21 protein-coding genes are annotated in these 26,248 nt (G+C 42.2%); 6 read left to right on the top strand and 15 right to left on the bottom strand.

What is annotated here, in order from left to right; translation table 11 throughout:
* Both P2W73_RS16470 and P2W73_RS16475 read right to left on the bottom strand, forming a co-directional pair.
* Positions 1 to 171: a hypothetical protein gene (locus tag P2W73_RS16470; RefSeq protein WP_276503176.1), complete on the bottom strand. Its 171-nt coding sequence runs from the start codon at positions 169 to 171 to the stop codon at positions 1 to 3.
* A gap of 236 nt (positions 172 to 407) precedes the next feature.
* Positions 408 to 1,976 carry a choice-of-anchor I family protein gene (locus P2W73_RS16475; RefSeq protein ID WP_276503177.1) on the bottom strand — a complete coding sequence of 523 codons (1,569 nt, stop codon included), beginning with the start codon at positions 1,974 to 1,976 and terminating at the stop codon, positions 408 to 410.
* 174 nt (positions 1,977 to 2,150) lie between these two features.
* Here P2W73_RS16475 and P2W73_RS16480 point away from each other — a divergent pair, with 174 nt between their 5' ends.
* Positions 2,151 to 2,423 (top strand): hypothetical protein, encoded by a 273-nt coding sequence (locus tag P2W73_RS16480; protein ID WP_276503178.1) that lies wholly within the window; start codon positions 2,151 to 2,153, stop codon positions 2,421 to 2,423.
* A gap of 220 nt (positions 2,424 to 2,643) precedes the next feature.
* Here P2W73_RS16480 and P2W73_RS16485 read toward each other — a convergent pair whose 3' ends face one another.
* The 4 genes from P2W73_RS16485 to P2W73_RS16500 all read right to left on the bottom strand — a co-directional run bounded on the left by P2W73_RS16485 (position 2,644) and on the right by P2W73_RS16500 (position 12,324).
* Complete coding sequence (locus P2W73_RS16485) at positions 2,644 to 4,677, bottom strand: TonB-dependent receptor plug domain-containing protein (protein WP_276503179.1); 2,034 nt, start codon at positions 4,675 to 4,677, stop codon at positions 2,644 to 2,646.
* 6 nt (positions 4,678 to 4,683) lie between these two features.
* Positions 4,684 to 7,125 carry a bifunctional YncE family protein/alkaline phosphatase family protein gene (locus P2W73_RS16490; RefSeq protein WP_276503180.1) on the bottom strand — a complete coding sequence of 814 codons (2,442 nt, stop codon included), beginning with the start codon at positions 7,123 to 7,125 and terminating at the stop codon, positions 4,684 to 4,686.
* A gap of 278 nt (positions 7,126 to 7,403) precedes the next feature.
* Complete coding sequence (locus tag P2W73_RS16495) at positions 7,404 to 9,002, bottom strand: SusD/RagB family nutrient-binding outer membrane lipoprotein (RefSeq protein ID WP_276503181.1); 1,599 nt, start codon at positions 9,000 to 9,002, stop codon at positions 7,404 to 7,406.
* A 121-nt stretch (positions 9,003 to 9,123) separates the two neighbouring features.
* Positions 9,124 to 12,324: a SusC/RagA family TonB-linked outer membrane protein gene (locus P2W73_RS16500; protein ID WP_276503182.1), complete on the bottom strand. Its 3,201-nt coding sequence runs from the start codon at positions 12,322 to 12,324 to the stop codon at positions 9,124 to 9,126.
* 827 nt (positions 12,325 to 13,151) lie between these two features.
* Here P2W73_RS16500 and P2W73_RS16505 point away from each other — a divergent pair.
* The 4 genes from P2W73_RS16505 (at position 13,152) to P2W73_RS16520 (ending at position 15,530) form a co-directional block, all read left to right on the top strand.
* On the top strand, positions 13,152 to 13,580 hold the full coding sequence (locus tag P2W73_RS16505; RefSeq protein ID WP_276503183.1) for a hypothetical protein: 429 nt from the start codon (positions 13,152 to 13,154) through the stop codon (positions 13,578 to 13,580).
* Between the two features lie 493 nt (positions 13,581 to 14,073).
* Positions 14,074 to 14,829 carry a hypothetical protein gene (locus P2W73_RS16510; RefSeq protein ID WP_276503184.1) on the top strand — a complete coding sequence of 252 codons (756 nt, stop codon included), beginning with the start codon at positions 14,074 to 14,076 and terminating at the stop codon, positions 14,827 to 14,829.
* Between the two features lie 306 nt (positions 14,830 to 15,135).
* Positions 15,136 to 15,351, top strand: a complete 216-nt coding sequence (locus P2W73_RS16515; RefSeq protein ID WP_276503185.1) for a hypothetical protein — start codon at positions 15,136 to 15,138, stop codon at positions 15,349 to 15,351.
* Positions 15,351 to 15,530: a hypothetical protein gene (locus P2W73_RS16520; RefSeq protein ID WP_276503186.1), complete on the top strand. Its 180-nt coding sequence runs from the start codon at positions 15,351 to 15,353 to the stop codon at positions 15,528 to 15,530. Before P2W73_RS16515 ends, P2W73_RS16520 begins: the two co-directional genes overlap by 1 nt.
* Before the next feature lie 374 nt (positions 15,531 to 15,904).
* Here the strand turns inward: P2W73_RS16520 and P2W73_RS16525 are convergent, their stop codons facing one another.
* The 8 genes from P2W73_RS16525 to P2W73_RS16560 form a co-directional block, all read right to left on the bottom strand.
* Positions 15,905 to 16,606: a response regulator transcription factor gene (locus P2W73_RS16525; protein ID WP_276503187.1), complete on the bottom strand. Its 702-nt coding sequence runs from the start codon at positions 16,604 to 16,606 to the stop codon at positions 15,905 to 15,907.
* A gap of 49 nt (positions 16,607 to 16,655) precedes the next feature.
* Complete coding sequence (locus P2W73_RS16530; RefSeq protein ID WP_276503188.1) at positions 16,656 to 17,087, bottom strand: hypothetical protein; 432 nt, start codon at positions 17,085 to 17,087, stop codon at positions 16,656 to 16,658.
* Positions 17,088 to 17,474: 387 nt separating this feature from the next.
* Positions 17,475 to 17,861 carry a hypothetical protein gene (locus P2W73_RS16535; RefSeq protein WP_276503189.1) on the bottom strand — a complete coding sequence of 129 codons (387 nt, stop codon included), beginning with the start codon at positions 17,859 to 17,861 and terminating at the stop codon, positions 17,475 to 17,477.
* Positions 17,862 to 18,092: 231 nt separating this feature from the next.
* Positions 18,093 to 19,559: an ATP-binding response regulator gene (locus P2W73_RS16540; RefSeq protein ID WP_276503190.1), complete on the bottom strand. Its 1,467-nt coding sequence runs from the start codon at positions 19,557 to 19,559 to the stop codon at positions 18,093 to 18,095.
* A 1-nt stretch (position 19,560) separates the two neighbouring features.
* On the bottom strand, positions 19,561 to 19,980 hold the full coding sequence (locus P2W73_RS16545; RefSeq protein ID WP_276503191.1) for a response regulator: 420 nt from the start codon (positions 19,978 to 19,980) through the stop codon (positions 19,561 to 19,563).
* A 9-nt stretch (positions 19,981 to 19,989) separates the two neighbouring features.
* Complete coding sequence (locus P2W73_RS16550; RefSeq protein ID WP_276503192.1) at positions 19,990 to 22,860, bottom strand: PAS domain S-box protein; 2,871 nt, start codon at positions 22,858 to 22,860, stop codon at positions 19,990 to 19,992.
* 66 nt (positions 22,861 to 22,926) lie between these two features.
* The gene (locus P2W73_RS16555; protein WP_276503193.1) at positions 22,927 to 23,358 is read right to left on the bottom strand and encodes a hypothetical protein; all 432 of its coding nucleotides are present in this window, start codon (positions 23,356 to 23,358) and stop codon (positions 22,927 to 22,929) included.
* 344 nt (positions 23,359 to 23,702) lie between these two features.
* A complete protein-coding gene (locus tag P2W73_RS16560) occupies positions 23,703 to 24,026 on the bottom strand; it encodes a hypothetical protein (protein ID WP_276503194.1) in 324 nt (107 codons plus the stop codon).
* Positions 24,027 to 24,744: 718 nt separating this feature from the next.
* On the opposite strand from P2W73_RS16560, the gene P2W73_RS16565 reads away from it, so the two are divergent.
* On the top strand, positions 24,745 to 24,954 hold the full coding sequence (locus P2W73_RS16565) for a hypothetical protein (protein ID WP_276503195.1): 210 nt from the start codon (positions 24,745 to 24,747) through the stop codon (positions 24,952 to 24,954).
* A gap of 50 nt (positions 24,955 to 25,004) precedes the next feature.
* Here the strand turns inward: P2W73_RS16565 and P2W73_RS16570 are convergent, their stop codons facing one another.
* Positions 25,005 to 26,240 carry a sensor histidine kinase gene (locus tag P2W73_RS16570; protein ID WP_276503196.1) on the bottom strand — a complete coding sequence of 412 codons (1,236 nt, stop codon included), beginning with the start codon at positions 26,238 to 26,240 and terminating at the stop codon, positions 25,005 to 25,007.
* Positions 26,241 to 26,248: the final 8 nt, after the last annotated feature.

Here is a 26,248-nt window from a genome sequence, read left to right on the forward strand (position 1 = left end):
CTACTTCATTACCTGGTCAATCTCCGCATCGCCTTCTTCATCTTTAGGTTTGTGATAATCCTGCTTTAGCTGGTCTTCAAATTGTTTCTCATCTTTTACATTTCGCCAAACCAGGAAAGCAATGAATGCAATGGCGACAATACCAATGATAATTATTACCGGCCAGTTCATGGTTGAAAATTTAAACAAAGTTATTTCACTGTTCCTGCCGCCTGTATTAAATTTTTAATCGGCGTGGTGTCCAATTAGCTTTTGCCTTGTATTTTTCAGGACTAATTGCCGTCAAAGATTATTGGAAAAAGACATGCCTTGAATTCATCTTTTTTAAATAAAGTTGCGAGGTCCCGCCGGTATGGTGGGGCTTCGCACTGGATACAACTAAAAAAATGCTGTAAAGTTTTCTTTACTTAATCGAGTAAGGCCGGCATGTATACTTTGACCTTGCCATCATTTTCTGAACTCACCACCAGTATGCTGCGCTTGTTGGGACTGTCTTTCGCAGAAATAAACAACACTCCTTCCGGTGCATCACCCGTTTCCAATATTTGCAGGAACTGCGGCTGCAAAGGATTGGACACATCGTAAATAGCTACCGCATCAGCTCTTTCCATACCAACAAAAGCCAACTGCGTTTTATTTACTTCGCCAATGGCGATGCCTTCAGGTTCGGTGCCCTTGCTGTCACTGCGGTCATCATCATAAAAACCAGCGAGGCCCGCTTTCTTATCCAGTTCGTTTTTGCTATCAAACAAGATGTCACCGGTATTGCCGTTCCATACGCTGAATGAACGGGCGCCAAAGGAATAAAGTGCATCATAATTATTGGTGGTGAAATTCTTGCCCAATGTGCTGGTAATATTTAAGCGGCCCAGGTTCTCCGGTAATTTGAGTGACGCGGCATTGGGAAACAAGACAGGATTTAATACAACCGAAGAAGAACTGACTCTTGTTTCTTCCGCAAAAGTGCTGTACTCCCTTGCGTCACCCTCGTTGGCGGTAAATAAATAGGGGATGCCTTTATTGTCTTCAAGCACTGCAATCGCATCAGGCATATAAATACCATATACCGGCCAGGGATTAAAACTAACGGCGCCTAACGGCCTGTCACTGGGATCGATTGCGTTTTCCGGGAGATTATAATTTTTAAATCCTAATGGAAAGATATTTGTAATGCCTTTGCCCCGCAGGTCAATCTTTGCAATGGCATTATTTTCCTGCAATGTTACCCAGGCCGTTCTTGAGTCGGCCGCAATGGTAATATACTCCGGTTCCATGTCCTGCGCAAAAGAGGCACCCGGACCAAACTTGCGAAGACCTTTACTTTTTAACTCTTCTTCCATCCCGGCAAACGATGAAAAATCAAGTGTAATAGCGGCATAACTATTCTTCAGGTCAATAATCGAAACGGTTCCCAAAGGATCAATTGAATAATCTGTATTGGGTTCTCCTTCGTTGGCTGTAAGAATATATTTGCCATCGGGACTGAAGGTAACCATATCGGGCAATGCACCTACCGTTATCACCTTTTCTTCGCTTTCGTCCGCCGTATTGAAGACAACAAGTTTGCCTGCATTTGTTTTCGGTATGGCTTCAATTGCCGCAGCCAGCAAACCATCTTTTACAGCTACACTATTTACCAAACCACCGTAGGGAGCAACACTAATGCTGCGGAGAAATTGCGGCTGCGTGGGATCAGCAAAGTCAATCACATCGATGCGATTATTACCGGCAGAGTTGTTTACCACGAAAAGCTTGTTTGTCTCCGGATCAAAGGCCGAAATTTCTGCGGCGCCCAAATCGCCAATATCAATGGACCCGGCCAACGAAAAGCTGCCAATGTTTTCTTTCACATGCGAAAAGCGGGACAGTAATTTTTCGGTGGGCAATTCATCCGTTGCAACAGGTTCAAATGTTTTGCGGCAGGAAGCCATTAACAGCGATGTTGCTGCAAGCAGTAGATAAGTTTTAGTTGTCATGCTGATTATAAATTTGAAATGGCAACGTAAGGCAATCAGTTTACCGGCATGTTACCAGTTAATTATGATAGTGTTAACTAACCCCCCTCTGTATACAAGCGGGAGCTGGCTCTTAAAACTTAACATTGGATGACGCCGCTATGCATTATTTTTAAGTTATCAAATTGTAAACAAATGGCTGACGGCAAAAAAACGAAAGGCAAAAAAACTTCGCTGAAAAAAGAAATATTCCTGCAGGTATTTAATCAATTATCCGGTAATATGGAATGGCTGAAAATGCATGTGGGAGAAAAAAAATGGGGCAACCGGATAAAAAAAGCCGCCAAATTGCTGAGCGAAGGGGTAAAAGAAAAAAAATCAAAGACGGTCAAGTCAACAAAAACCGAAATCACTAAAAAAGATACTTCCGGCTCTACCCCAACTCCAATCGCGGAGCAGTTAACTTAGAAATGGTAAGATAAAAATAGTGGCAGGAAACGGTATGCACCTTCGGTTAACATGCCATTCCTGTGCTTTGGTTATAAGAAGTTGCCGGCATTTATTGTTTGAAGTACTTCTTGTTCTTTCATAATCAACTGTCCATACAGCCCAAAACCCAACGTCTGCTGCTTCTCCAGTATTACATCTTCACCATCCCTCCTGCCCGGCAGGCTGGGCACGCAGCTATTTAAAAATTAAAGTTCACAGATAGCCAGGCACTTCTTCCAACTGCATTGATACCTGATCCATGCGTTCTATAATCCTCATTAAAAATATTTTGGATTCCTGCATTTAATTGAACTATAGAAAATTTATATCCGCCAAATAAATTAAACACTTTCCAGCCCGGCGTACCGCCTGCCGGAATACGGTTATCATCCTTATCGCCCTGCGCCAATCTCTTTTGACTGGAAGCAGACTGTAATTCGGCTGCTGCAAACCATTTATTATTTCTGTAAGTACTCATTAATCGGCCATTGAAAGGCGGAATCCGGCGCAATGGTTCATTCCTGCTTAAACTTTGTCCGTAAGCATACGCAATGCCCCCGGTGATATTTATATTTTTTATTGCATTCCAGTTGAGTTCTGTTTCTATTCCTTTTATAAAAGCAGATTCAGTATTTTCTTTTTGGTACACCTGGTAACCGCCAATCACCTGACCATCCATCTTTACTCTTGAGATCAGATCGGTTAAATGCATATAATAAGCCGCCACTGTTCCGCTTAAACGCTTTGCCTGAAATTTATATCCGAGTTCTGTATGCTGCGATCTCTCGGGTTTCAGGTCAGAAGTTGGCAGCTCATAACGAAAATCCACAATACCCAATGTACCCATATCATCCACATTCGGCGCCCGGTAACCACTGCTAAATGCTGCATAAACGGTTTGGTTTTTGGTAAGCTGGTACATCAGCGCCGCATTACCCACCCATGCCGATGGGGAAATTTTTACATTGCCCAATGTTGTGTCGCTGACGCGGATGTCAAAGGTATTGAACCGCAATCCGGCATCCACGATCCATTTGCCAAAACCAACATGATGCAACGAATACAATGAATAGTTTCCATATCGGGAATCATCAGGATACAATCCACGTTTGGATGCTGATATTCCCGTTTGCGTATTGATATCTTGCCTTGTGCTGCCGACATTATCGTAATAAAGCTCAACACCCGAATTGGCTGTCCATACTTTCGTAAATTCAGAAAAAACATCGGCAGTAAATCCAATGGTATTGATCTCATCTCTTTCTTTGCGCAAACTGCTGCTTCCATTCTTACGGCTGTTTCGTCCTTCAATGCTTTGTTGATACGAAAAAGTTATTTCTGTTTCTTTAAAAAAAGAAGACTTACCCTGCATATTCATTCTCGCATAACTCAGCAACCGCTGCTGCGGGTCCATTTCATTCACTGCAAAATTTTCAAGAACTATTTTATGATAAACCGGAACATTTTTTTGCTGCAAAAACTGGTTAGCCAGGGTTAGCTGAATATTTTTCTTCAGCAAAATTTTTGCCTTCATATCCAATGACCATTCATCGTAGCCCGATGGAGATTGTCTGCCTGTTGTATCTCCGCCTCTCAAATCGCCAAAATTCTTTTTTACAATTCCGGTGATCAGGGCAAACTTTTTGCCTGAATACATTGCTTCGCCCCGGATCGTTTTTTCCATATCATCCGTTATGTATTTACCGATCACTCTTCCGTGCAATGCGGACTTTCCAGTTGCAAACTGCGGATCAATTGTAAGAACATGAACCACTCCGCCTATCGCATCTGTTCCATATTGCACCGACCCGGTGCCTTTGGCCACTTCAATACGTTTGATAGTAAAAGGATCAATCGTATTCAGGTATTGATTAGGCCCATACCGGAAAGTAGAATTGTTTAAACGGATGCCATCTACCAAAATGAGTGTTTGATTACCGGTAACACCTCTTACAAAAAGAGAGCCTCCACCATGATTCGTTTTTTGTACAAAAACCCCGTTCGTACCCATCAATGCTTCAGGCGTAGTACGGGAATTTTTCTCAGCAATAGACTGCTGCGACATTGTACTGACTGAATAAGGAACCAATAAGCTTTGCTGCTGATGCCGCTGAGCTGTCACTACCACTTCATCTAATGAACGGATGGCGGTATCTTTTTTTTCATCTGCCTGCTGTGCTGAAACAATAACGGCAGGAAACAGCGATGCTATAACAATTAATTTCCTTTTCATCATTTCCTATTTATCATCATCGTCGTCTTCAACCATTTTTATAAAAGCACTTCTTCTGGGTGCCGGCATGACACTGTCTTCGCCTTTTACTGCTTTCCAGATCACTTCGCTGAAAACAAGATCGGGAATGCGGTCTTCTTTACTGAAATCAAAAGTTTCGCTTAATCTTGCTCCGGCAGTATTTTTTGTATTCTTTTCATTCAGATCAACATTGACCGCTACTGATTGAAAGGGTGAAAGATCAGGAGTAGGAGTAAAACATCTCCACATTGGTTCTGCCGCAGCATCATACTGGCTCATCGGGGGCAAACCTAGTATTAACTCAATCGTTCGTAACATAGAACTGGTGGAATACATGGTGTGATCAATAAACTTTCTTTTTACAAAGCCACCCGCTACATACGCTGTACTTCTGTGGGCATCTACATGATCGGGGCCATTCTGTGCATCATCCTCGATTATAAAAATGGCGGTCTCTTTCCAAATCGGGCTTTTGGATAAATACTCAACAAACAAACCGACGGCCCAATCATTATCGGCTACATGAGCAAAAGGTGTGGGGCTTCCAAGCTTCGCTCCTTCTGTGTGATCATTGATAAATCTCAATGAGTTGAAACGAGGAACTGCATTCACAGCCAGCAAAGAATCAAATTCTCTTTTCCATTGATAAAATCTTGTTGTGTCTCTCACCGATTCATCCCAACTGGTGAAGTAAGGACAAAAATGATTTTCCAATACTTTAATGTTGGCTTTATAATCATCGGCAAATTCACCATAGGTTCTGTATGTAACGCCGGCCCGTTTGCAATAATCCCAAATAAAGCCGCGATCAGGGTTTGCAATTTCACGATTGCCTTCAGCATCATAACTACCGCCTCTGCCGCCATAGCTTGTTGGCCATGTTTTTTCGAGATAATCATTGGCATTGGCCGCCGTGCTCCAATTGTGACCATCGGCACTTACTTCACCATCCACATAAAAATTATCGAGCAATACAAACTCCCTGGCAAGCTTATGCTGATTGGGCGTAATTTTTTCACCGAATAAAACAAGGCTGGTATCTCCATTGCCTTCGGGCATATCGCCTAATACCTGGTCATAGGTCCTGTTTTCTTTGATAATATAAAATACATACTTTATAGGTGAGGGATCGCCTACTTTCATCGGGATGGGATTCCCAGGTTCACCTTTAGCATTCATTTCTTTTTCTTTGGAATAAGGCGTGTTGTCATAAACTGTTTTGGACCAGGCAGCCAGTCGTGTAGTGGTTGGTTCATCAATAATGCTAAGTGTTCCCTTAAACAAACCACCGATGTATTCGATCTTACTTTGCTGTTTCCTGTAATCACCATGCTGGTAGTTTACTTCCTGATCAGTCTTTGAAGGGTCCGGGCCTTTTTTGTTCGGTTTCGATGAAAGGCCTTTGCCATTGCTTACAAATATTTTTTTACCAATTACTTTTACATTTGTAGGATACCAGCCTGTTGGAATAAATCCTTTTGATTTACTAAAGCCCGGGTTGCTAACATCAAATACTGCGAGGCAATTATTATCAGCATTGGCTACATACAAAGTCTTTTGATCTTCGCTTAAGGCGAGGCCATTGCTGGCAGAACCGGTTGCTGCATCAGGATATAAAGCGGCATTTAAAACTTCCAATACTTTTCGTTGTGTAATATCAATGACGGAAACGGCATTATCTCCTGCATTAGCAACATAGAGGTGTTTCCCGGTTTTTGATAACAGTAATTCATTAGGGTTTTCTCCCACGGTGATTTCTGAAACAATGGTTTTGGAAGCAATATTAAATGCCAGCACTTTCTTTCCTCCCCACAGTGAAATGTAAAGCTCTTTTTTATTGGCGGACAACAAACAGCTATAAGCCGCTTCACCGAGTGATTGCTGGTAAGTAATCTTTTTTGTACTGAGATCAATGATGTATAAAGAATTATTCTCTTTGGTGACAACGAACATTTTTTTTGCCAGGTCATCTATCTCTATCCCTGCCGGTGAAATTTTCTCCGGCCATTTTTCTCCCAACTTTATACTGTCCACCAACCGAAGCTTTTTGTTTGACAAGGCATATTTCAAAATCCAGTTGTCATTTCCACCACTTGCATACAAATATTTTTCATCCCCGCTGAATTTTAGTCCATACCATGATTTGGGAACAGTAACTGCATCAAATACCTTTTCCGTTACAGGATTAATCAACTGGATGCTCTGCACACTTTGTCCATTATTCGTAACTGCCATCAGAGTTTTTGATTTTGAAACTGCGATATTCAGCGGCAGGTCTCCAAGTGGTAATGAGCGGCCCGCAGGCGACAGTGTCCAGCCATTGGGAAGAATTACTTTTTTGGAAAGAGTTTTTTCAGTTTGTACAGTCTGTCCATTTAATAAAACGGAAATCAACAAACAGGCAATGGTTGAAAATGTGTATCTCATGTTTAAGTTGATTGAGGAAGTTTAATTTTCTTTTTTTTTCATAAAATGATCACAGCTTCATTTTCATCATCTCTCAAAAAAGCTGTTTTGAATCTTATGGGACGTCATAACGGTAATAGTTTTCTCATCTTACTAAGAATTGAACTATTTCAAATCCTGCTTATTTATCCACTTTTTTCTGCTCTCAAAGCTAAATGAAAAGAAAACGGAGCTATGCATGCTCCGCTTCTTTTTTATAACAAGTTTTTCTTTATTCCGCTGCGCAACCGATTGAAATTTTATTTGATCAGCCACATTTCTGCATTGATGTCGTCATTGCCGCTAAACTGTCTTTGCAATGCATCACCAAGATTAGTTCCGTTAGTTGTTCTTTCGGTACCGGGATATTGAAAACGTTTTGGTATCAAACCGCTGTTGCCTGTACCAGGACCACCTTTTGCAAATTCGGGAATACCTGTGCGGCGATAATTATAATATGCTTCAAATCCTGAGTTTTGGAAAAAGGCCAGGTATTTTTGTTTGAGTATCTGCGCAAGGCCATTGGCATTATTGCCTGCATAAGTTACATCAGCCTGGCTATAATAATCATTAAAATTGAAATTCACTTTGTAATTAATATAATCGGCGCTTTCACTTACTTTGCCACCTGCTTTGAGGTAATAAAAATCATTGGCTCCGTCTTTGATACCATAAAATCCTATCGAGGCCTGTATTCCTTTTTTATACCAGTCGGCAGCATCACCTGTTATCCAGCCAAGATTTATGGCTTCTGCAATGTTGAAACACATTTCAGGATAACCAATAAGAGCAGTGTTTTCTGCAGTATAAGTTCTGTAATAACGATAGCGGCCATAGAAAGAGTAAACTCCCGGGGTAAACCCTGCACCGTTATCCTGTCCTGCTTTAGTTGACATGTCTGCCAGATCCTCCGCCGGGCTTGCACCAACAAAAGCGGCATGATCAGAGGGCAGAATACCAGCTTTCAATTTTGAACCTGCCGGATCAGCAACAGCAAATACACGGGGATCTTTTAATGATGTCAGCAGGCCAATATGCGTAGATGACATATTGTAACGTGTTGCATCAAATCCAAAATTGTCCGGATTGATAGGATATTTGTTGAAAGGATTGATCCATGCAAACTGCAGGTTATCGCTCATATCAGCCATTACAGGATATTTTGATTTATCCGCCATCACAGCGCTGAACGACGTCTTTACATTCAGATCGGCATCGGCAGCTTTCTTACTGAGAGAAACCAATACCCGCAAACGAAATGTATTTACTACTTTCTGCCATTTACGGAGATCATTGTTAAAATAAAAATCTCCCAGCAATGTATTATTGGCCCCAGCGATGAGTGCAGAAAAATCTGTATTAGCTTCTTCCAGCCATTTCAATACCTGGACAAATATTTCTTTTTGGGTATCATATTTTGGCGTAAGATTCTCTATTCCGGCCAACGCCTCTTTCATAGGCAGATCACCAACCCGCATTGTCATCTCATAAAAGAAATAAGCCCTGAAGAATTTGCCAAGCGCCGCATAAGGATTCATATCGTTGGCTCCCCCGGCTATTGCTTCTTGTTCCATCTTTATCACATTCTTCAATGAAGTGAAAAATAAAGTAGCACCGCCCCAGTTGTATTCCTGGTTGCCATAATAATTATAATTGCAGCAGGCAAACTGGTTCCAGCGTTGCTCCAGGTTCCAGGGACGCTGAAAGCCCGCCATATTTGCTTCAATACCGTTTAACACCAATGCAGCGGGAACTTTTTCCGGTAAATTAGGATCGCTTTCTAATTCTTCGAATTTCTTTTTGCAGGCAGTAAACATCAAGGCTGCTACTGCTACAAGAATTATAAAATGCTTTTTCATTTGTTTATTTTTTATTGTTTTTTGGCCAAATGGAATTCGCCAAATAATCATCCCGGTTGGTGATGAGCATTATCATGGCTCATTTCATATAATGAGTTTTGACTGTTGTAGAATGAGTTTATCAAAAAACAAGATTGACATTGAAACCAAATCTTTTCACAGTAGGCGATTGCAAATTGCTGGAGGTTTGACTGCCGGCATACTGATCAATATCCACATCCTTATGTTTCTTATCAGTGAAATAAAACAGGTTTCTTGCCACAAAGGAAACAGAAGCGCCACGAATAAATGAATTGCCAAGTATAGAAGAAGGCAATGTATAACCAAGCGTTATTTCTCTCAGTTTTGCAAAAGTTTTACTCATCAGGTTTCCTTCGGCCTGTGAGTTGTAACGACTGATATAATCTTGCAAAAATGTTTTAGTCGTGTTGGGTGCAAAAGTCAGGTCTTTGTAATTAGTTATCTGACCAGTAACAGGATCATAAGTTGGAGTGCCGCTGGTGATCACTACTCCCTCACCTACCCATGATTTAACACCAAGATAATCCTGGTAACGGGCTTCACCCATTGCTCCCTGCACTGTTTCGATATGACGGCCACCTCGGAAAGTCTGCCGGCGAATATAATTTTCCATTTTACCACCCACACGTCCATCTATCTGAACCGCCAGGTTGAAATTTTTATAGAAAAATTTATTTGTCAGCCCCCACACCCAATCAGGATTTGCATAACCCAGTATTTGATTTTTTGGTAAAACAATAGGACGACCACCACCATCATTAATAATCTGTCCATCTTCTGTACGGGCATAAGCTCTGCCCTGGTACATATCAAGCCTGTCGCCTGGTTTTACATAAATATCTCCTACAAGAATCGAATCGCTTGGTAACTCTTTATAGGTTTGCCTGTAAGTCGACCAGTTAAATAAAACATCCCAGGAGAAACCGCTTTTTGCTTTTATTGGGTTTCCATTAATGGTAAACTCAACACCTTTAGTAGCATACTTCGCTGCATTTATAAATAAAGAAGTATAACCGGTAGCTTGTGAAATTGGGTTACGGAAAATTTGTGGTCCATCTATATAGGTAAAATAGACCGCATCAAGACTAAGACGATTTTTTAAAAAACGAATATCAAATCCTGCTTCATAGTTGGAGCGGTTAGCTGTTTTAATATCATCATACAAGTTATCCGTATAGTAAGCAGCGCTGCTATTGTTATAATCTAATCTTGTATTGTAAACTTTGCTAACCAGGTTATAGCTGGGCCCGTCATAGGCTGTAGTGTATGCTGCACCATAGCCGATGGGATAAGATGCAGGGCCGATATAGGCCTGCGTACCGCCATCCCTTACACTTGCATAAGAGGCTTTCAGTTTCAGGAAAGAAATAGCAGAAGGCATTTTTACATAATCAGAAACAGCAGTGCTTACTGATACAGAGGGATAAGTGCCGGGTTTACTATCGGGTATAGCAGAAGATTTGTCCCAGCGGATAGTGGCTCCGACATTAATGTAATTCTTATACGAAACATCAAGCGATGAATAAGCACTCAGCACCAGCATCTCTGAAGAAAAATTAGCTGCCTTTACCGGGTTTCTTGAATTAGCAAATGTGTAAACACCCGGAACATTTAAATAGTCGGTAGTGGTAAAATTAGAATTGTACCGCATGTTACGGGCATTACCACCAACGAGACCGGATATACTCAGATCACTAAAGAATTTTTTATTAAACTTCACCAGCAACTCGGTATTGTTTTCAAACAGCTTCCTTATATCTTCACGATAATCTCCCCTTGCTTCTTCACGACCATAAGTGGTGGCGGAGTAAGGAAATTTTTCTGTTCTTAATAAATCATAGGTTGAAACTGATGTTCTTCCTAAAACTTCGAGATTATTATTGATCTTAAAACTTAAACTGGTATAGCCATTCAGGTAATTGAGGTAGTGGCCACGCAGCCATTCTTTCACCAGGAACCAGGGATTATTGTAACGCTGATATTCCGCATATATCTGCTGCACGCCTTCTTTACCCGGCTGCCAGTAATTTTTCATATCATCAATATCCCAATCGGCGCCGCCCCAGATGATAATATTATAGATCATACTGTTGGGACCATAGTTCACATCAGGAACATTAGGTGTGCCCTGCCGGTTGTAGTTTACGTTCGCTTCGAAGCGAAGTTTGGGAGAAAAATTATGGCCGATAAATGTGTTAAAATTAAATCCGTTCAGTTTTGTATTGGGCACTATGCCCTTCTGATAGGTGTTGGATAAAGAAAAGCGCAGATCTGATTTCTCCGTACTTGAAGAAACAGAAATATTATTTGTGCTTAACAAGCCGGTTTGAATAAAACGGCTCAAATTATCTTTTCCTCTTGCCACCCATGGAGTAGCTGTGCGGGTGCCGGTAGCAGGATCAATCGGGCTATCATATTGCGGAATCAACTGACCTTCGAATTTAGGACCCCAGATATCATAGTCCCCATCGTTTAATCCACCGCCTCTCCCATCTACAAAAGAATAACGGCCGTGGTCTCCGGGACCATATTCATCCTGTACTTTGGGAATAGCATTGAATCCCCTGTCGAACATGGTGCTGGAATTAAACTCAACACTAAACCCTCTTTTATCTTTTGATCCTTTTTTTGTATTGATAATAATAGCGCCATTGATAGCCCTGTTGCCATACAATGCTGCGGCAGTGGGCCCTTTTAATATTGAATAGCTTTCAATGTCATCAGGGCTGATATTCCAGGTATCGGAGTTAACGGGCACACCATCTATCACAAAGAAATTAATAGAATTACCTCTTAACAATACTTGGGGTCTGCCGAGTATCTCTGCAGAAGCTCCTACCGAAAGACCTGCTACTTTACCCACTAATCCATTGATGGCATTAGGCTCTCTTGCCTTTAAAAGATCTGCCCCTTTTACTTCCTGTACTGAATAACCTAATTTCCGGGTTTCTTTTTTAATGCCCAATGCTGTCACAACTACTTCATCAAGATTTTTTGTTTCTGCAATTAAGGCAACACTGCCTGATTCGGTTGCTTTTACTTCGCGGATGCCAAAGCCGACATTGCTGATGATGAGCAAATCTTTTTCACCGGCAGGGATGCTAAACTCACCGTTGTTATCGGTAACGGTTGTCGTTTTGCTACCCTTTACTACTACTGTAGCGCCGGGTATTGGTTGCTTATTGTCTGAAGCAATTACTTTTCCGCTAACGGTCCGCTGTGCCATTGATAACAATGACATCGTGAGCAGGAAAAGAAGGAAATGAATTTTTTTAAAGCGGGTCACAAAACGTAGCAGCATAAGGAGAGGTTGATTAGTTTCAGTTTATTGATGCCCGGCGAAATTCAAATTGTAATATGAACGCAGTCTTATGCAGAGATGAATGAATGATTAAGTAAATGTGAAGGAATAGTAAAGACTGCTCCATTATTACTGAATCATAAACTATTGCGGGAGCATTATTTTAACGTGATTTTTGGATCTTCCTTCATTCGCCCCGGCGGAAGATTCGTAAGGTAAAAAGTATCAATGGAAAGGCACGAGGAAGCTTTCTCAAAAGTATTTTCCCGCAAAGGCGCAAAGAAGGCAAAGATCGCAACGATTTGAAAATTATTGATTCATCTTTGCGTCGCTTTTCACTTTGCATTTGTTGCGTGAAATTATTAAACTTTTGAGACAGCCTCTTGATACTACTATCTACGAGCTGTTATCCATGATTTGCTCCCACAAACAATTAGTAAACTGATTACCCGGAAAAGACCCAAAACTCATTTATTTTAAACCGGCAAGCCCTTCTATAAAAAAACCGGGCCTGATTGCTAAGGCCCGGTGATGCTTTCATTTTATAAATCGGTCTGAGAATACTACACGGTGAAAACAAGAATTTAGAAAATCCGGGGGTGAACTCAGCAGTGTGGCCATGCATTTGGCTCGTCAAGCTGGTGATTAGCAATAATGTTGATTGCCGGCCTCAAAAAAACTTCTACGATTGATACTATTAAGGGTTATTATCAGGGCTTTTAAAGAAAACACTTAAGGAGAATGATAAATTCAACTACAAAAAAGGTTGCTGCTAAGGATTAGCTTCGTTTTCCGTTTACTCATTTTATTGAAGGAAATCCCTACCTATGAATTTGCATGATGTTGTTCAAGAGTTAGCTGCGACTATTCCCTGGCAAAAAGAATATCCCCGAAAAAATGTACAAATCTTTAACGAGGTGCATCGCGGACTTCCGATCGTTGCCGAACAGGAAATACTTTCTCAAGCACTGAAAAGCCTTTTGACATTAGCTTCCAATCATTCCCAGCAATACTATATCAGCGTCAGCGCCAAACTATTCAACAAGCTTGTGCTGGTACAGTTAAAGACAAATATCGAGATTGACAACTCCCAGACCGAGCAAACCCTGCGGGTCATCAATGATATGGCCGGAGCGATTGGCGGATGCCTTTATATCAGCAGTGACAGGAAGGATGAAAAAACAATTACGTATACTTATATCAACAAGCCGGGGAAGAGCGGCAAATCAATTACCGGCAGGAAATTTTATTCTTAAGCAGAACTGCCGATAACGTGGTTGTATGAGATCGTGAATATTCCCGTATTCATTGACCGGCCTTTGGCAGTGCCAACAAGCAGCCATCCATTTCCCGCTGTGTTTTCAAACTGCTTTGGGCCTTATCTTTTGGGTTTCCTTACATTTCGAAATTCATTTCCGAATTTTTCATAAAGCCGAAGACGGTTTGAGTGGGCTTTGACTGGCCTTTGAGTGGGCTTTGAGAGGGATGCGGGATACGAGGTGTCTAGTCCTAAAATAACTATAAACAACTTCATTATTTTTTTTAGTGGCCTGCAAATCCGGCAGCTATGGCCCGAGTGGTTTAACCCAGTACTATTGTTATTAGTTGGCATATATGGCGAATGCGGCCGGTTGATTTTAATCCGCCTGGCGGCCTTTGTATTCTTGTTGTGCAATTGCAAACATCATGATGCGGCTTAAACAGGATGTGCCGAAAACATGCTGATCTTTTTACTTCAATTTTTTTATCATGGCACAACAAAAGGGAATTATCCCATTGAGAGGAACGATTGGCAATATCACTTTTTATAAATCAGGTGATGGATACCTGGCGAGAGAAAAAGGTGGTATCGATGCCAACCGGATCGCTACCGACCCGGCGTTTCAACGAACCCGTGAAAATGGGGCTGAATTTGGCAGGGCCGGTGTAGCAGGAAAAGTGCTTCGCACCGCTTTGCGTTCATTATTACAAAACACGGCGGATAGCCGGATGATCGCCCGGCTCACCCGGGAAATGATGAAGGTGATACAGGCTGATGCAGTGAATGTAAGAGGTATGCGGAATGTGATCGATGGCGAGGCTGAATTATTGGAAGGATTTGAGTTTAATGCCAACGGCAAATTGGGTACTACCTTGTTTGCACCGTTTACCGCCGAGATCAACCGGGTGACGGGAGCTTTGACAATTGACATCCCATCTTTTATTCCGGCCAATATGATTGCCGCACCCGGTGGCGCCACTCATTTTAAAATTGTATCTGCAGGAACCAGTATCAATTTTGAAAATGAAACTTACGAGGTAGTCACCAATGCCACCGCTGAACTTCCGTGGAACGCAGTAGCGACAGCAGTAATCAACCTGAATAATGCTATAACCGCTAACAGCACTCACCCACTTTTCCTGGCGCTGGGAATCGAGTTTTACCAGCAGGTCAATACCGGTTTGTATCCATTGAAAAATGGTGCATTCAATTCGCTTGCGTTGGTGAAAGTAAATGGAGTGTAGAGAGCCTCCCCTAAATCCCCTCCGGTGGAGGGGACTTTAGAAAACCAGATTTCAAAAGGTCTTTTATTGAGGTGAGGTAGCTAACAATTCAATTTTCGTAACAATGAAGCCGGGTAGACGATGACTGTGATCCGTATGCCGGAGCATTCTCTAAACGGAGACAACTATCGTGAATGATAATAATTTTTCCCCGATGCTTACCGATTATATTTTGTCATCTTTTTACCCGGTTTCATTTTATTAAAAGCTATTGTTCAGATTCCTGTTGAAAACCATTTATTTTTTAACCATTTCAATCAAACTAATATGAACAAGGTTGCGAAAAGAATGAATAAACCCACGCCAAGGTTTTTCAGAAAACTCAGAAATATTGGTCTCGGTATGGCGGCTATCAGCACGGGTGTGCTTGCCGCTCCTGTAGCATTGCCTGCTGTAGTCACCCAGGTTGCCGGTTACCTGGCTGTAGCGGCGATGGTAGCCAGTACGGTGAGTCAAACCGCCATTAAAAATGAGCGGTACTGATGAACGAGCATTCCTATACCAGAACAGGAACTGTTGGAGGAACCATTACTATTTTACTGGCGAATATCAATAGCGGCGATGTGATCAAAACGGCGGTGCTGGCAGGTGTTGGTGCTGTTGTGAGTTTTATACTCTCGCTATTGCTGAAGCAACTGGTAAAATGGTGGAGGCGACCTTAGCATTGTTTCTTAAAAAGGTAAGACCCCGTCGAAAGGCGGGGTTTTGTTTTTTTTGATATGCAGAGTCTTTTAAGTAACAGATGGACGGCTTCAAAGAAGCCGATGCTGAGATGCAATCTCAGCACAACCTTTCAACCTTTTTTATTTTTTGAAACTTTCAATGCACGACAAACTAACGGCAACCGGGATATTAGTCAGAGCCTGACTTTTCAAAAATTTCATGTAAGAATTTGTTCCGGGCGGTGTATAAAAGCCTTGTATTCCCGAAAAAGAAATTGTATTTTTTATGTATAGAATAAATGGTTCAGGTGTTTAATTGGACCCCGGTTTTCGCCGGGGTTTTTCAGTTCTGTAACTTTAGCTGGCCAGGCTATTTAAATACCTCTTGCATTCATTTCATTGATCAGTGCTGCAATATTTTTTAATCCCAGCTTCTTCATAATATTGTACCGGTGAATTTCTACCGTTCGCCTGCTGATGCCGGCGAGGCTGGCAATTTCTTTCGACGAGAATCCTTTTTTCAGATAGTCTATTATTGATAGTTGCTTGGTGGTAAGGGATTTTATAGCCGCTGTCATCTCATCGGGCCTCAACACTTGCCGGACAATATTTTGATTGATTTCGGAGCAGGCATATTTTTCTCCCATATGCACAGTAACAATAGCTTCTTTTAACTCTTCGATGGAAGAAGTTTTGGTAACATAACCACTTGCCCCGGCTTTCAATATTTTGGTGAAGCAGGACGGCATGTCGAAATAAGAAACGGCAATAACCTGTATGTGATTGTGGCATTCTTTTATTGACCGGGTAAGCTCGTATCCGTCAATGGGCGTCATGCTGATATCGAGCAAAACAATATCCGGATGACATTGTGTTATTAATGATAGCGCATTTGCTGAATTGTTAGCAGACCCGATTACACGGAAGCGGCGATCCGCATTCAGGATACCAGTCCAGGCATCAGTGATTAATTTATGATCGTCTGCTAAAAAAAGAGTAATTGGGTACTTGATGAAACTTGTGTTCATAGGTATTGGATCATTGGTGGAATAGTATCTAAACGCCGGATATGTCATAATAGTATATTTTGTAAATGATTACCTGTTTGCAAAAACACGCACCGTATTATGCAGACAGGTTGGAGAAACCAAAAGTGATGGTAGTGGTATTTTTCCGCTGACTGGTAATGGCTATAGATCCTTTTAATTTTTCTGCCAGCGGTTGCAGCACCTGCAAGTGGCTTTCCACCGCCATTGCATTCAGGTTACCCGTATTTCTGGCCTGTAATAAAATAACATTGCCATATCTTTTCGCTGACAAGCGGATGCAGGTATCCCTTGCGTGAGAAACAAGCGAGGCAAGAAGACCATTCAGGATAGAGGTCATCATGTGTAAATCTGTTTTTAGTTGCAATTGACCAGGTATTTCATTGACCAGGCAAATTTTCCGGTGAGCGGCTTTATCAACAAAGGTTTCGACGAGTTGATTCACCAGGGTGAAGAGTTCTGCATTGCCGGGTTGCATGGCGCCTGGAAGAGAGGTGGTACATTTTTCCATAGAAAGGTTTAAGGTTTGAAAGGAATCAGGTGCAGTTCACATTGGCATTTTCACAGGATACGGATATCAATCACCGCACAAAGAAACCAGCATTAAATAGCCGGTTTTACCGTCCAGAGCGTCATTGTTTGCCTGACTCCCCATTGTCATTTCTATTATTTTAGTACAGAGTGGCTTTACAGGAGTTGGCTTTTCAGCATCCCTTTTATGTATACAGAAAACTCTTTGCATATTTAAGGCGATCCGGCAAGTCATGGGAATCGGTTCGGTCGCCATGGGAATGGTTTGGAAGCAAGGGCGCCGGCTTCATCGTTACGGGCTAAACGATTTCGCACGGCTACCGCCTGCTAAAGACTTTATTCATGGGCATAGGTTTGCCTAAAATCGTCATTGGCAAAATCCAAACGTTACAGACGTAACAGCATTCTGATGACTGGTGAAACCAACGGCGCCTTTTGTTTTTCCGGCTAAGACTTGCAGTTGCTGCAAACGTCCCTGGATGATATGGCTGTTAAAACCGTTGGAGTTTTTTACGTGTATAAAAACAATATTGCCATACAACTTAGCCGTAAGGCGGATGCAACTGTTTTTCGCACATGTGGCAATGGCCGACAATAAACCTCCCAATACAGATACAGCAACGGGTGACTCTTCGCGGAACTGTAAGGTCGTGGGAATGTCATTGATAAAAAAGTTTTGATTGCTGACGGCTTCAGGTAAAAATGATTTGACCAGGCGGTCTGCTACTTCATGAATTTGGGTTGAGTTTTCCATGGCAAATGTTTTAAGGTTTATATAGTAGGGTACGGATTAAAACCTTTTCATGGAATTGGATTGCTGTTGACTATACAAAGTAAGCACCTGCCATCCCCGAAAAAAATAGAACAAGCTCCCAATCGGAAGTCATTGTTTCAATAACCGTTTTGTAGAATTCAGCTTACAGAAAAGTACCTATGTTCCTTCGTACCTGTACTAGAGAGGATTGCTAAAATTTTAACCTTATCGTTATGGCTGCATTATCGGGAAAACTACTTTTAGTTCACAGCCATTTCCGGGGCATGATTGAATGGTCACGCTGCCGTTAAAGATCTCCGCACGGCTCATGATATTTCTTAAACCAACCCCATTCCTCTTTTTAGAAGGGTCAAATCCTTTTCCATCATCTTTTATCAAAAGCTGCACGTATTCGCCGTTATTGACTATGCACAGCGACACCTTCACGTGGTTGGCTTCGGCGTGTTTGATAATATTATTTAACTGTTCCTGCACGATGCGGTAGATAGTGAGCTTTTGGTCATAATGCAATACTTCTTCGGCAAAAGCATCCCAGTCCCGGCATATTCTCAGGCCGGCAGCCTCCGATATATAAACGGCTAATTTGGATAAGCCCGATGTCAACCCGAAATCTCTGAAGGAAGGGGGGAGCAGTGTATGTGAAAGCTTTCGTATCTCATCGATCGCCGTCACAATAAACTCCCGGCATTTTAAAATCATGTCTTTTCTTACATCCGGTGCAGAAAGGGCATTGTCGAGATATAGCCGCGAAGCAGCCAGTAACTGGTTCACATTATCATGAAGCTCTTTACCCAGTTGCTCTCTTTCATTTTCCTGCCCTTTGATGGTGGCTTCGGTAATAGATCTTTGCTGCTGCAGCCTTGATTTTTCCAATGCCGCTTCCAGCTTTCTTTTTTCTGTGACATCCTGTGCAGCGCCAATCAGCCGAACGGGTTTTCCTTCAGCATTCCTTACTATGTAACCACGATCATAAATATTTTTGTACTCCCCGCTTTCAGTTAAAAATTTATACTCTATTTCAAAAAAATCCTTGCACGAGGATGTTTTTATTTCCTGTACCATTGCTGACAGCGTAGCTGCATCACCAGGATGAATGTGTTTGTTCCATTCGCTGATGATGCCGATGGCTGCATTGGAAGAAAACCCGTACACTTTTTTTACCGCTTCTTCATCCCTGTAAATTTCATCGGTTAGAAGGTCCCAATCCCATACAAGATCATGCGTAGCTTTTGAAACGAGGTGGTATCGTTCGGTTGCAATCCGAAGTTTTTCCAGGCTTCGCCGGCGCTCGATGGAATATGTAATTGTTTTTCTTAACAGCTTCTCATCAAACTCGCCTTTGTCAAGATAGTCCTGTGCACCGAGAGCTATCGCATCCAATGCAATTCCTGTATCAGCCATGCCGGAGAGTATAATGACAGCGGAACCGGTGGCATATTCTTTTACCTGTTCAAACGTATCTAGCCCGTCTCCGTCTGGAAGGTGTAAATCGAGAAAAACAATATCCGGTATGTGTTGCTGAAGCCACTGAATTGCTGCCGTCAGCGTTTCCACCAGTTGTATATCCGCAATAGCAATTTTGGATAAATAAATACTTTCCTTCAGCAGCAGAAAATCGCCAGGATTATCTTCTACTACCAGGATCTTCAAAGGAGCGGTATGTGCAAGTCCGTTCATATCACTTTATATTGTTCGGCAGGCGAACGACAGTAATCCAGAAATCTTCAATGGTGCGTACCACTTCCATAAACCTGTTGTAATCCACCGGTTTGGTGATAAAACAACTGGCATGGTTAGAGTAAGAATCCTTGATATCCCTTTCGGAGGCTGATGTGCTGAGCATGATAACGGGGATCATTTTCAGCCGATCATCTTTTTTAATTGCGGCCAGTACTTCGAGCCCATTCATTTTCGGCAGGTTGATGTCGAGCAATACCAGGTCGGGCAATGAAGTGGCCGACTGTAGCATATCCAGTGCCTCCTGCCCATCCATGGCTACCGATACTTCGTTTTTTATCTTACCTTCCAGCAAGGCTTCCCTTGTAAGGATAATATCCCCTTCATTGTCTTCCACCAGCAGGATTTTTATTTCGTTCATAGGATTGGATTAAGCGTATAACTCGTTATTTATTGTAAAGAAAAAAGTGCTGCCATTGCCAGGGCAGGAGGCTACCCATATATTGCCGCCATGTTTCTCTGCTATCTTTTTACAAATTGCCAGCCCGATACCCGTGCCGGAAAACTGGTTTTTATTATGCAGCCGCTGGAAAATGGCGAATACTTTCTCAAAGTATTTTTGATCGATTCCTATTCCATTGTCTTTTACAAAAAATTGCCAGGCTCCGTCTTTTTTCTCACAACCGATCTCTATTTCCGGGGCGGGAGAAGTATTATATTTAAGTGAATTGCTGACAAGATTCTGAAATAGCTGTACCATCTGTATTCTGACAGCTTTTACGACAGGCATTGCATGCACTTTGACCAAAGCGCCCGTTTGCTGTATTTTATTATTGAAAGTCTCCAATACCTGGCCGACCACTTCGTTGATATCCGTATCGGTAAATTGATCGCGGCTGGTACCTACTCTCGAATATTCTAAAAGGTCAAGGATTAATCTTTTCATCCTTTCAGCCCCGTCAACAGCATAGCTGATATACTGCCCGGCCGTTTCATCCAGTTGCTTATTATATTTTTTTTGCAGCAATTGCAAAAAACTGCTTATCATGCGGAGTGGTTCCTGCAGATCGTGCGAGGCTACGTAAGCAAACCTTTCCAGTTCTGCGTTGGAAGCAACCAATTCTTCGGCTCTCTTTTGCAGTTGCTCATTCAGATTTCTTAGCTCCTGTTCATTTCGCTTCCGTTCTGTAACATCATGTACTATTCCATACACACCCACAGGCCTATCCCCGGCGTCAAATTCATATTTTCCCTCTGAAAGAACGTGCCTGACCACGCCGTCTTTGCGAACGATACGATGATAAACGGAAGAGTCGCTTAATGTTTCCTGCGATTTATTGATTTCGTTCAATACATGGTCAACATCGCCGGGGTGTATATAGCTCAGCCAATCTTTATATGAAAGGGGGCGATCTCCCGGCTCAATGCCATATATCCTGTATGCTTCATCAGACCAAGCCGAAGTGTTGGTAATAAAATTTACCTCCCAGTGTCCCATCTGTCCAATACTTTGGGCCTGTTTCAGCCGGGCTTCGTTATGCCGCAGTTTTGCTTCCGCCCCTTTTCTTTCGGTGATATCGCGGATGGCTGCAGAGATCAATATACCGTCTGCTGTTTTGAGCGGTGAAAGACTGATCTCAACCGGCAGCCGAGTACCGTCTTTGCACACGGCAAATAATTCAAGACCTGCTCCCATGGAACGAGTTCTTGGTTCTTTATGATAGTGGCCCCGGTGTCCTTCATGTTTATTACGAAACTCCTGCGGAACGAGTATTTCTACAGGTTTATTGATCAGTTCATCTTTTTTGTACCCGAAGAGAACTTCTGTCTGGTGATTGACAAGAACAATCCGCCCTTTTTCATTGGCAATTATCATTGCATCGGGAGCGGCTTCAAGCAGGGCTTTGAATTTTTCCTCCGCCCCATGCCTATCCGTAATATCATGAACGATCCCCTGCAGTTGAACAGGTTTCCCATCCGGGTTGAGTATATACCGGTAATCTGCATGGATATGCCTTATTACTTCATCCCTGCGGATGATACTACAGGAATAGGAATAGTCTTCCAGGGTTTGTTCTCCTTTCCTGATTGCTGCGGTTACATTTTCCAGGTCATCGGGATGAACAAAAGAAAGAAAAGCATCAAGCGAAGCAGCGATATCATCTTTCTTTACGCCAAAAATTGCATACATTTCATCAGACCATTTGCTTTCGGAGGTATCAAAATCTGCTTCCCAGCTTCCGAGATGCGCCATGGCCTGCGCCTGTTTCAGACTTCGTTCACTTCGCTCCAGTTCATCCTTAATGGCAATAAGCTCATTGTTTTTCTTTTCGGATACCTCTTCTGCTTTTCTTTTTTCAGTAATGTCCCTGGTGACACTTAATACCGCATAAATTTTTCCATCCGGGTTACGTAAGGGAACAGAATGGGTCTCCATCCACATTTCCTTTTTTTTCAGGCTGATTACCCGGAAATTGGCCGTGCCTGTTTCCCCTTCACAAACCCGGCGGTGCAGTTGCAGATAAACTTCCTTGTCGTCGGGGTGAATAAGGCCGATAACCTCATTGCCTCTTACCTGATCTTCGGTTTCCGCATCGATCATTTTTAGTCCCGCAGGATTCATTTCCTGTAATAGACCCGATATATCAACAACTTTGACGCATTCCGGCTCATTGTTTAATATTGCTCTTAGTCTTTCTTCATTTTGTCTTAATCTTTCTTCTGTTTGTTTTCGTGAAGTAATATCAGCGGTCACGCCATCGATGCGAAGAAGTTTGCCATTGTGATCAAGGGTAGGCTTTAATTTTGTTTCAACCCACTTTGCAGCTTTGTTTTTTGGGGTGATCCTGTATTCGCCATCCCATAACTGACCTTCCCGGAGCAAATGATTAGCTTTGATAATTGCCACCTTATCTTCTTTGACAATAATATCCAGCCATAAACCAGGGTTTTGATAAAAGTCTTCCTGGGAGTATCCACATACACTTTCGCATGATGGTGAAATAAGCAACAACCGGTGATGTTGCATGTCGATGGAAAAAACGACTTCTTCAATATTTTTAAACAATGTTTCTAATTCCCTAAAGTATTCAGGCAGTATTTCTTCTTTTTCTCCTTTTCTTTTCCCATTAAGATCAACTGTTTTTTTTGATGGCCCGTTATAATGATCGGGCGTCTCTAACTCCTTTTCAAACCAATCGTAGGAGTCGCTAATAAGATTGAACAGACCGGTAAGTCCTGCTGGTACTTTTTCTAATTCCCCAAAATATTGGTGGAGTTGCCGTTGCAATATTTTATTCATCCGGTTATAGTTCAGAATGAGTTAGAATAGATGAGTGGTAAAATTTATGCTTCAATTCACGAGACCTCACAGAGGTTTTTGGGGAAAGCCGAATGTGATGGTTGCCATATTGTTTTGCCCAACAGCAACACTTACTGAACCTGGCATTTTTTCAACCAGAGGCTGCCATTTACTCATATCCTGTTCAAAAGTGACGACATTGAGAAGGCCTATATTTCTGATATGGACAAGTGCCATAAGTTCAGACACATTTGCCGATAAATGAACGCAATCATACTCTGCATGCCTCACCAGGGCTGTTAATACTGCACTGAGCACGAAAGTAACAGAGTGTAGACCGTCGCCCAAGGTAAGATGTCGGGGAATATCATTTGTAAACGACTTCCCATTGCTCGCTGCGGTGGACAAAACGCTGTTGAGCAAAGCCTCCGCTATGTCGTAGAGACGTGTTTCCGTGGAAGAAGGCGGAACATAGCCTGGACTAGTTGTTGTTTTCATAGGGAATTACAAGAATGGTTAACAGGGTACGGGTCTTTTATTCAGAGGGTGGATTTTTCTTTAGGGTCTGCTTATTTTTTTAATGGGAGCAAAGAAAGGAACAATCTCAGCCGGATAAAATAGAACATTGTGTATTTGTAATGTCATCGTTATCCTACATGACCAAATAAAACCCTTACAGAGAATTACGACGTATTGTTACGGATGGCCTTTACTTTGTTTTTTTGTAAGCATATCGGCAGGTATTGAGGTATATGAAAAAAAGCAACAGGAAAAAAATGGTTTGAAACCATTGGCATAAAACTACGAAGCCGGGGACTTCGTAAAGCCGCTAGGGAAGAAGGTTAAAAACTGAGATCATTCTCCATTACAAACCTGGACCAGGCATTAGCATCCAATTCTCTCAGCATGAATAACATTTTACGGGAATTTTGTAATAAGTGGTCAATGTCGGAAGTGGTAAGCACCGGGCTATAAAAAGCCTGGTAAAAAAAAGCGGTGTGCATTTCCTGTAGTTTTGTTTTTCTTTCACTTGTGATCGAATGAGCTGACAGGCGGTGCTCCAATACTTGCATGCTGCAAAGCCATGTTTCATGAAGCAGCCATTTGGCCAAAATTGCTAATTCAACACGATTAACCCCGGCGCGGGTATTTAATGCCGATTCCATATTAGAGCCTTAATGTGATGTAATGAATAAATCCAGGTGAAACAAAGGAAGTGAGGATTTGCTGCGGGTCCGCAGCGAAGAATAATCAAAAGGTAAGAATAGAATCTTTTCAGCTACAAAAAAAAGGAATTGCAGTCAAATTAAGAAATGAAAGCATTCTTAAGCGTCCAGAATTTTCGGATGGTGAATTACACTGCATTTTCAGGGATGCCTGCCTGCCTCACTTCGGATAGCTTCGGTTGGGATTAAATAAAACGCCATCCAGTTCAGTTATCTTTCATTTAACAGACATCCATTAAATTACGAAATTTTCGCTCCTTAACGCGGGGAGTTGGCGGTTGTGCCCATGCTCAGAGCCAGACATCGCCAGCGAAGGAAAAGAACACCCAGCAAGGAAGGATTTGAAGGGAACACTCGGCAAAGAAAGGAAAGAAGTATTCTATCCGGCCGGTATTGTGGGAGGCAATGGCAGACTCAATATATAACAGTAGCCGATACGAAAGAATTTCATTTAAAATGAGATAAATGATGGATGTTTAGTCGTTTTTTATAGTTAGCATTTTAGGTTTGCCATTAGCATAGATCACTAAGTCTTCAACTTCGTAGAGTAGGATTTTCCTTTAATTGATGTAAGTATTTTACCTTAAAACAGAAAAATTATTGACAAGTATAAAATATTTATGCCCATTACCTGTTATTTAATCTGAAATGTAAAACTGTGAAAGAAAGAGACGCTGACAATTTTTCCTGGACATTGTTGTTTCTTGTTACATCCGCATCTTTCCTGGGCTTTAGCGGGCTGGCCAAACTGTTAAATGGCATACCATCTCATGTTTCACTATTTTTTAAAATAAGTGTTGCGACTTCCCTACTTACCTTCATTAGTTATCTCAAAGATTTAACTGCCAGAACAGAAAATGAAGAATAACAGCAACTCAGCGTTTTTAAATCATTTTCAAAACACACAAACCTCCCGGTTCATTGAGTCATTTTAGCGGATTCTTCCGTATGGGCTGTTTTATTGGTTTGAGCCGATGATAAGGGGAGACTAAAATAAAAAGTAGCTCCTTTGCCCGGTTCCGATTCTGCTCCCACGTGGCCGCCGTGTTTCTTTACAATACGTTCCACCAATGCCAGGCCTACGCCTGTACCTTCAAACTCGTTGGCGGGATGCAGACGCTGGAAAACGCCGAACAGCCTGTCGGCGTATTGCATATCAAAACCCACACCGTTGTCTTTGACGACATAGATGATTTCTTCCTCCTTCCGGGATGAACTTATTTCGATGTACGGGCTGGGCTGCTGGCCGGAGTATTTCAAAGCATTGGAAATAAGATTATGCCATACCTGGAACATAAGACTGGCATCGCATGGCGCTTGTTCAAGCACGCTAATGTTAATACGGGCTTTCGCTGGTTCTGTGCTTTGTGAAAGCAGAGAACTGATAACGGATTTTACGAGATTATCCATATCTGTTAACTTGACTTCCAGTTCCTTCTTTCCCATGCGGGCAAGATTCAGCAGATCATCTATCAGTCGATTCATATAGCGAACACTGAGATTGATGTTGTTTAAAAAGCGGCTGGCCCCGGCATCCAACTGTCCGGCATAGTCTGTTATCAGTATCCCGGTATAACCACTGATGGCCCGCAGCGGCGCACGCAGATCGTGCGACACCGAATAGCTGAAGGCTTCCAACTCGGCATTGGTATCGGCCAACTCCTTTGCCCTGATTAATTCCCGTTTTTGCATCTCCAGGTTGTTTGCCAGGCTCCTGATATCATTCATCATGATCTCCTTTGACTTTATGATCTGTATCATGTCTGTAGTGGTATCATGCAAAGCAAAGTCGGTTAGCAGAAGATTATATTTCATTAAGTCATCCGCATCAGTTATCCAGGGGGAACTGACAAATAGGAGGATTCGCAAGTTTTCTGTTGTAATGATCTGGCCCCGGAACAGAATCGACCTGCCGTCGGTTGATTCAAAAATAAAAATCTGGTCGGCATATTTTACTATGGAATCAAATTCAAACACTGCACTGGCCGGTCTTTTTAACCGGAAGCAATCCTGCAACTGCTTTCCAATGATGTCGGGAAATAACTTCGACAGGCTTTTGCCGGCGTCTGCAATGGTTAATGAATCATTGATAATAAAGTAAAACGGAAACAAGGTATTCAGCTTCCCATTTAGTATGTTAACAGGTACACTCATAGCACCGG

The sequence above is a fragment of the Terrimonas pollutisoli genome (genome assembly GCF_029360765.1).
GTDB classification, from domain to species: domain Bacteria; phylum Bacteroidota; class Bacteroidia; order Chitinophagales; family Chitinophagaceae; genus Terrimonas_B; species Terrimonas_B pollutisoli.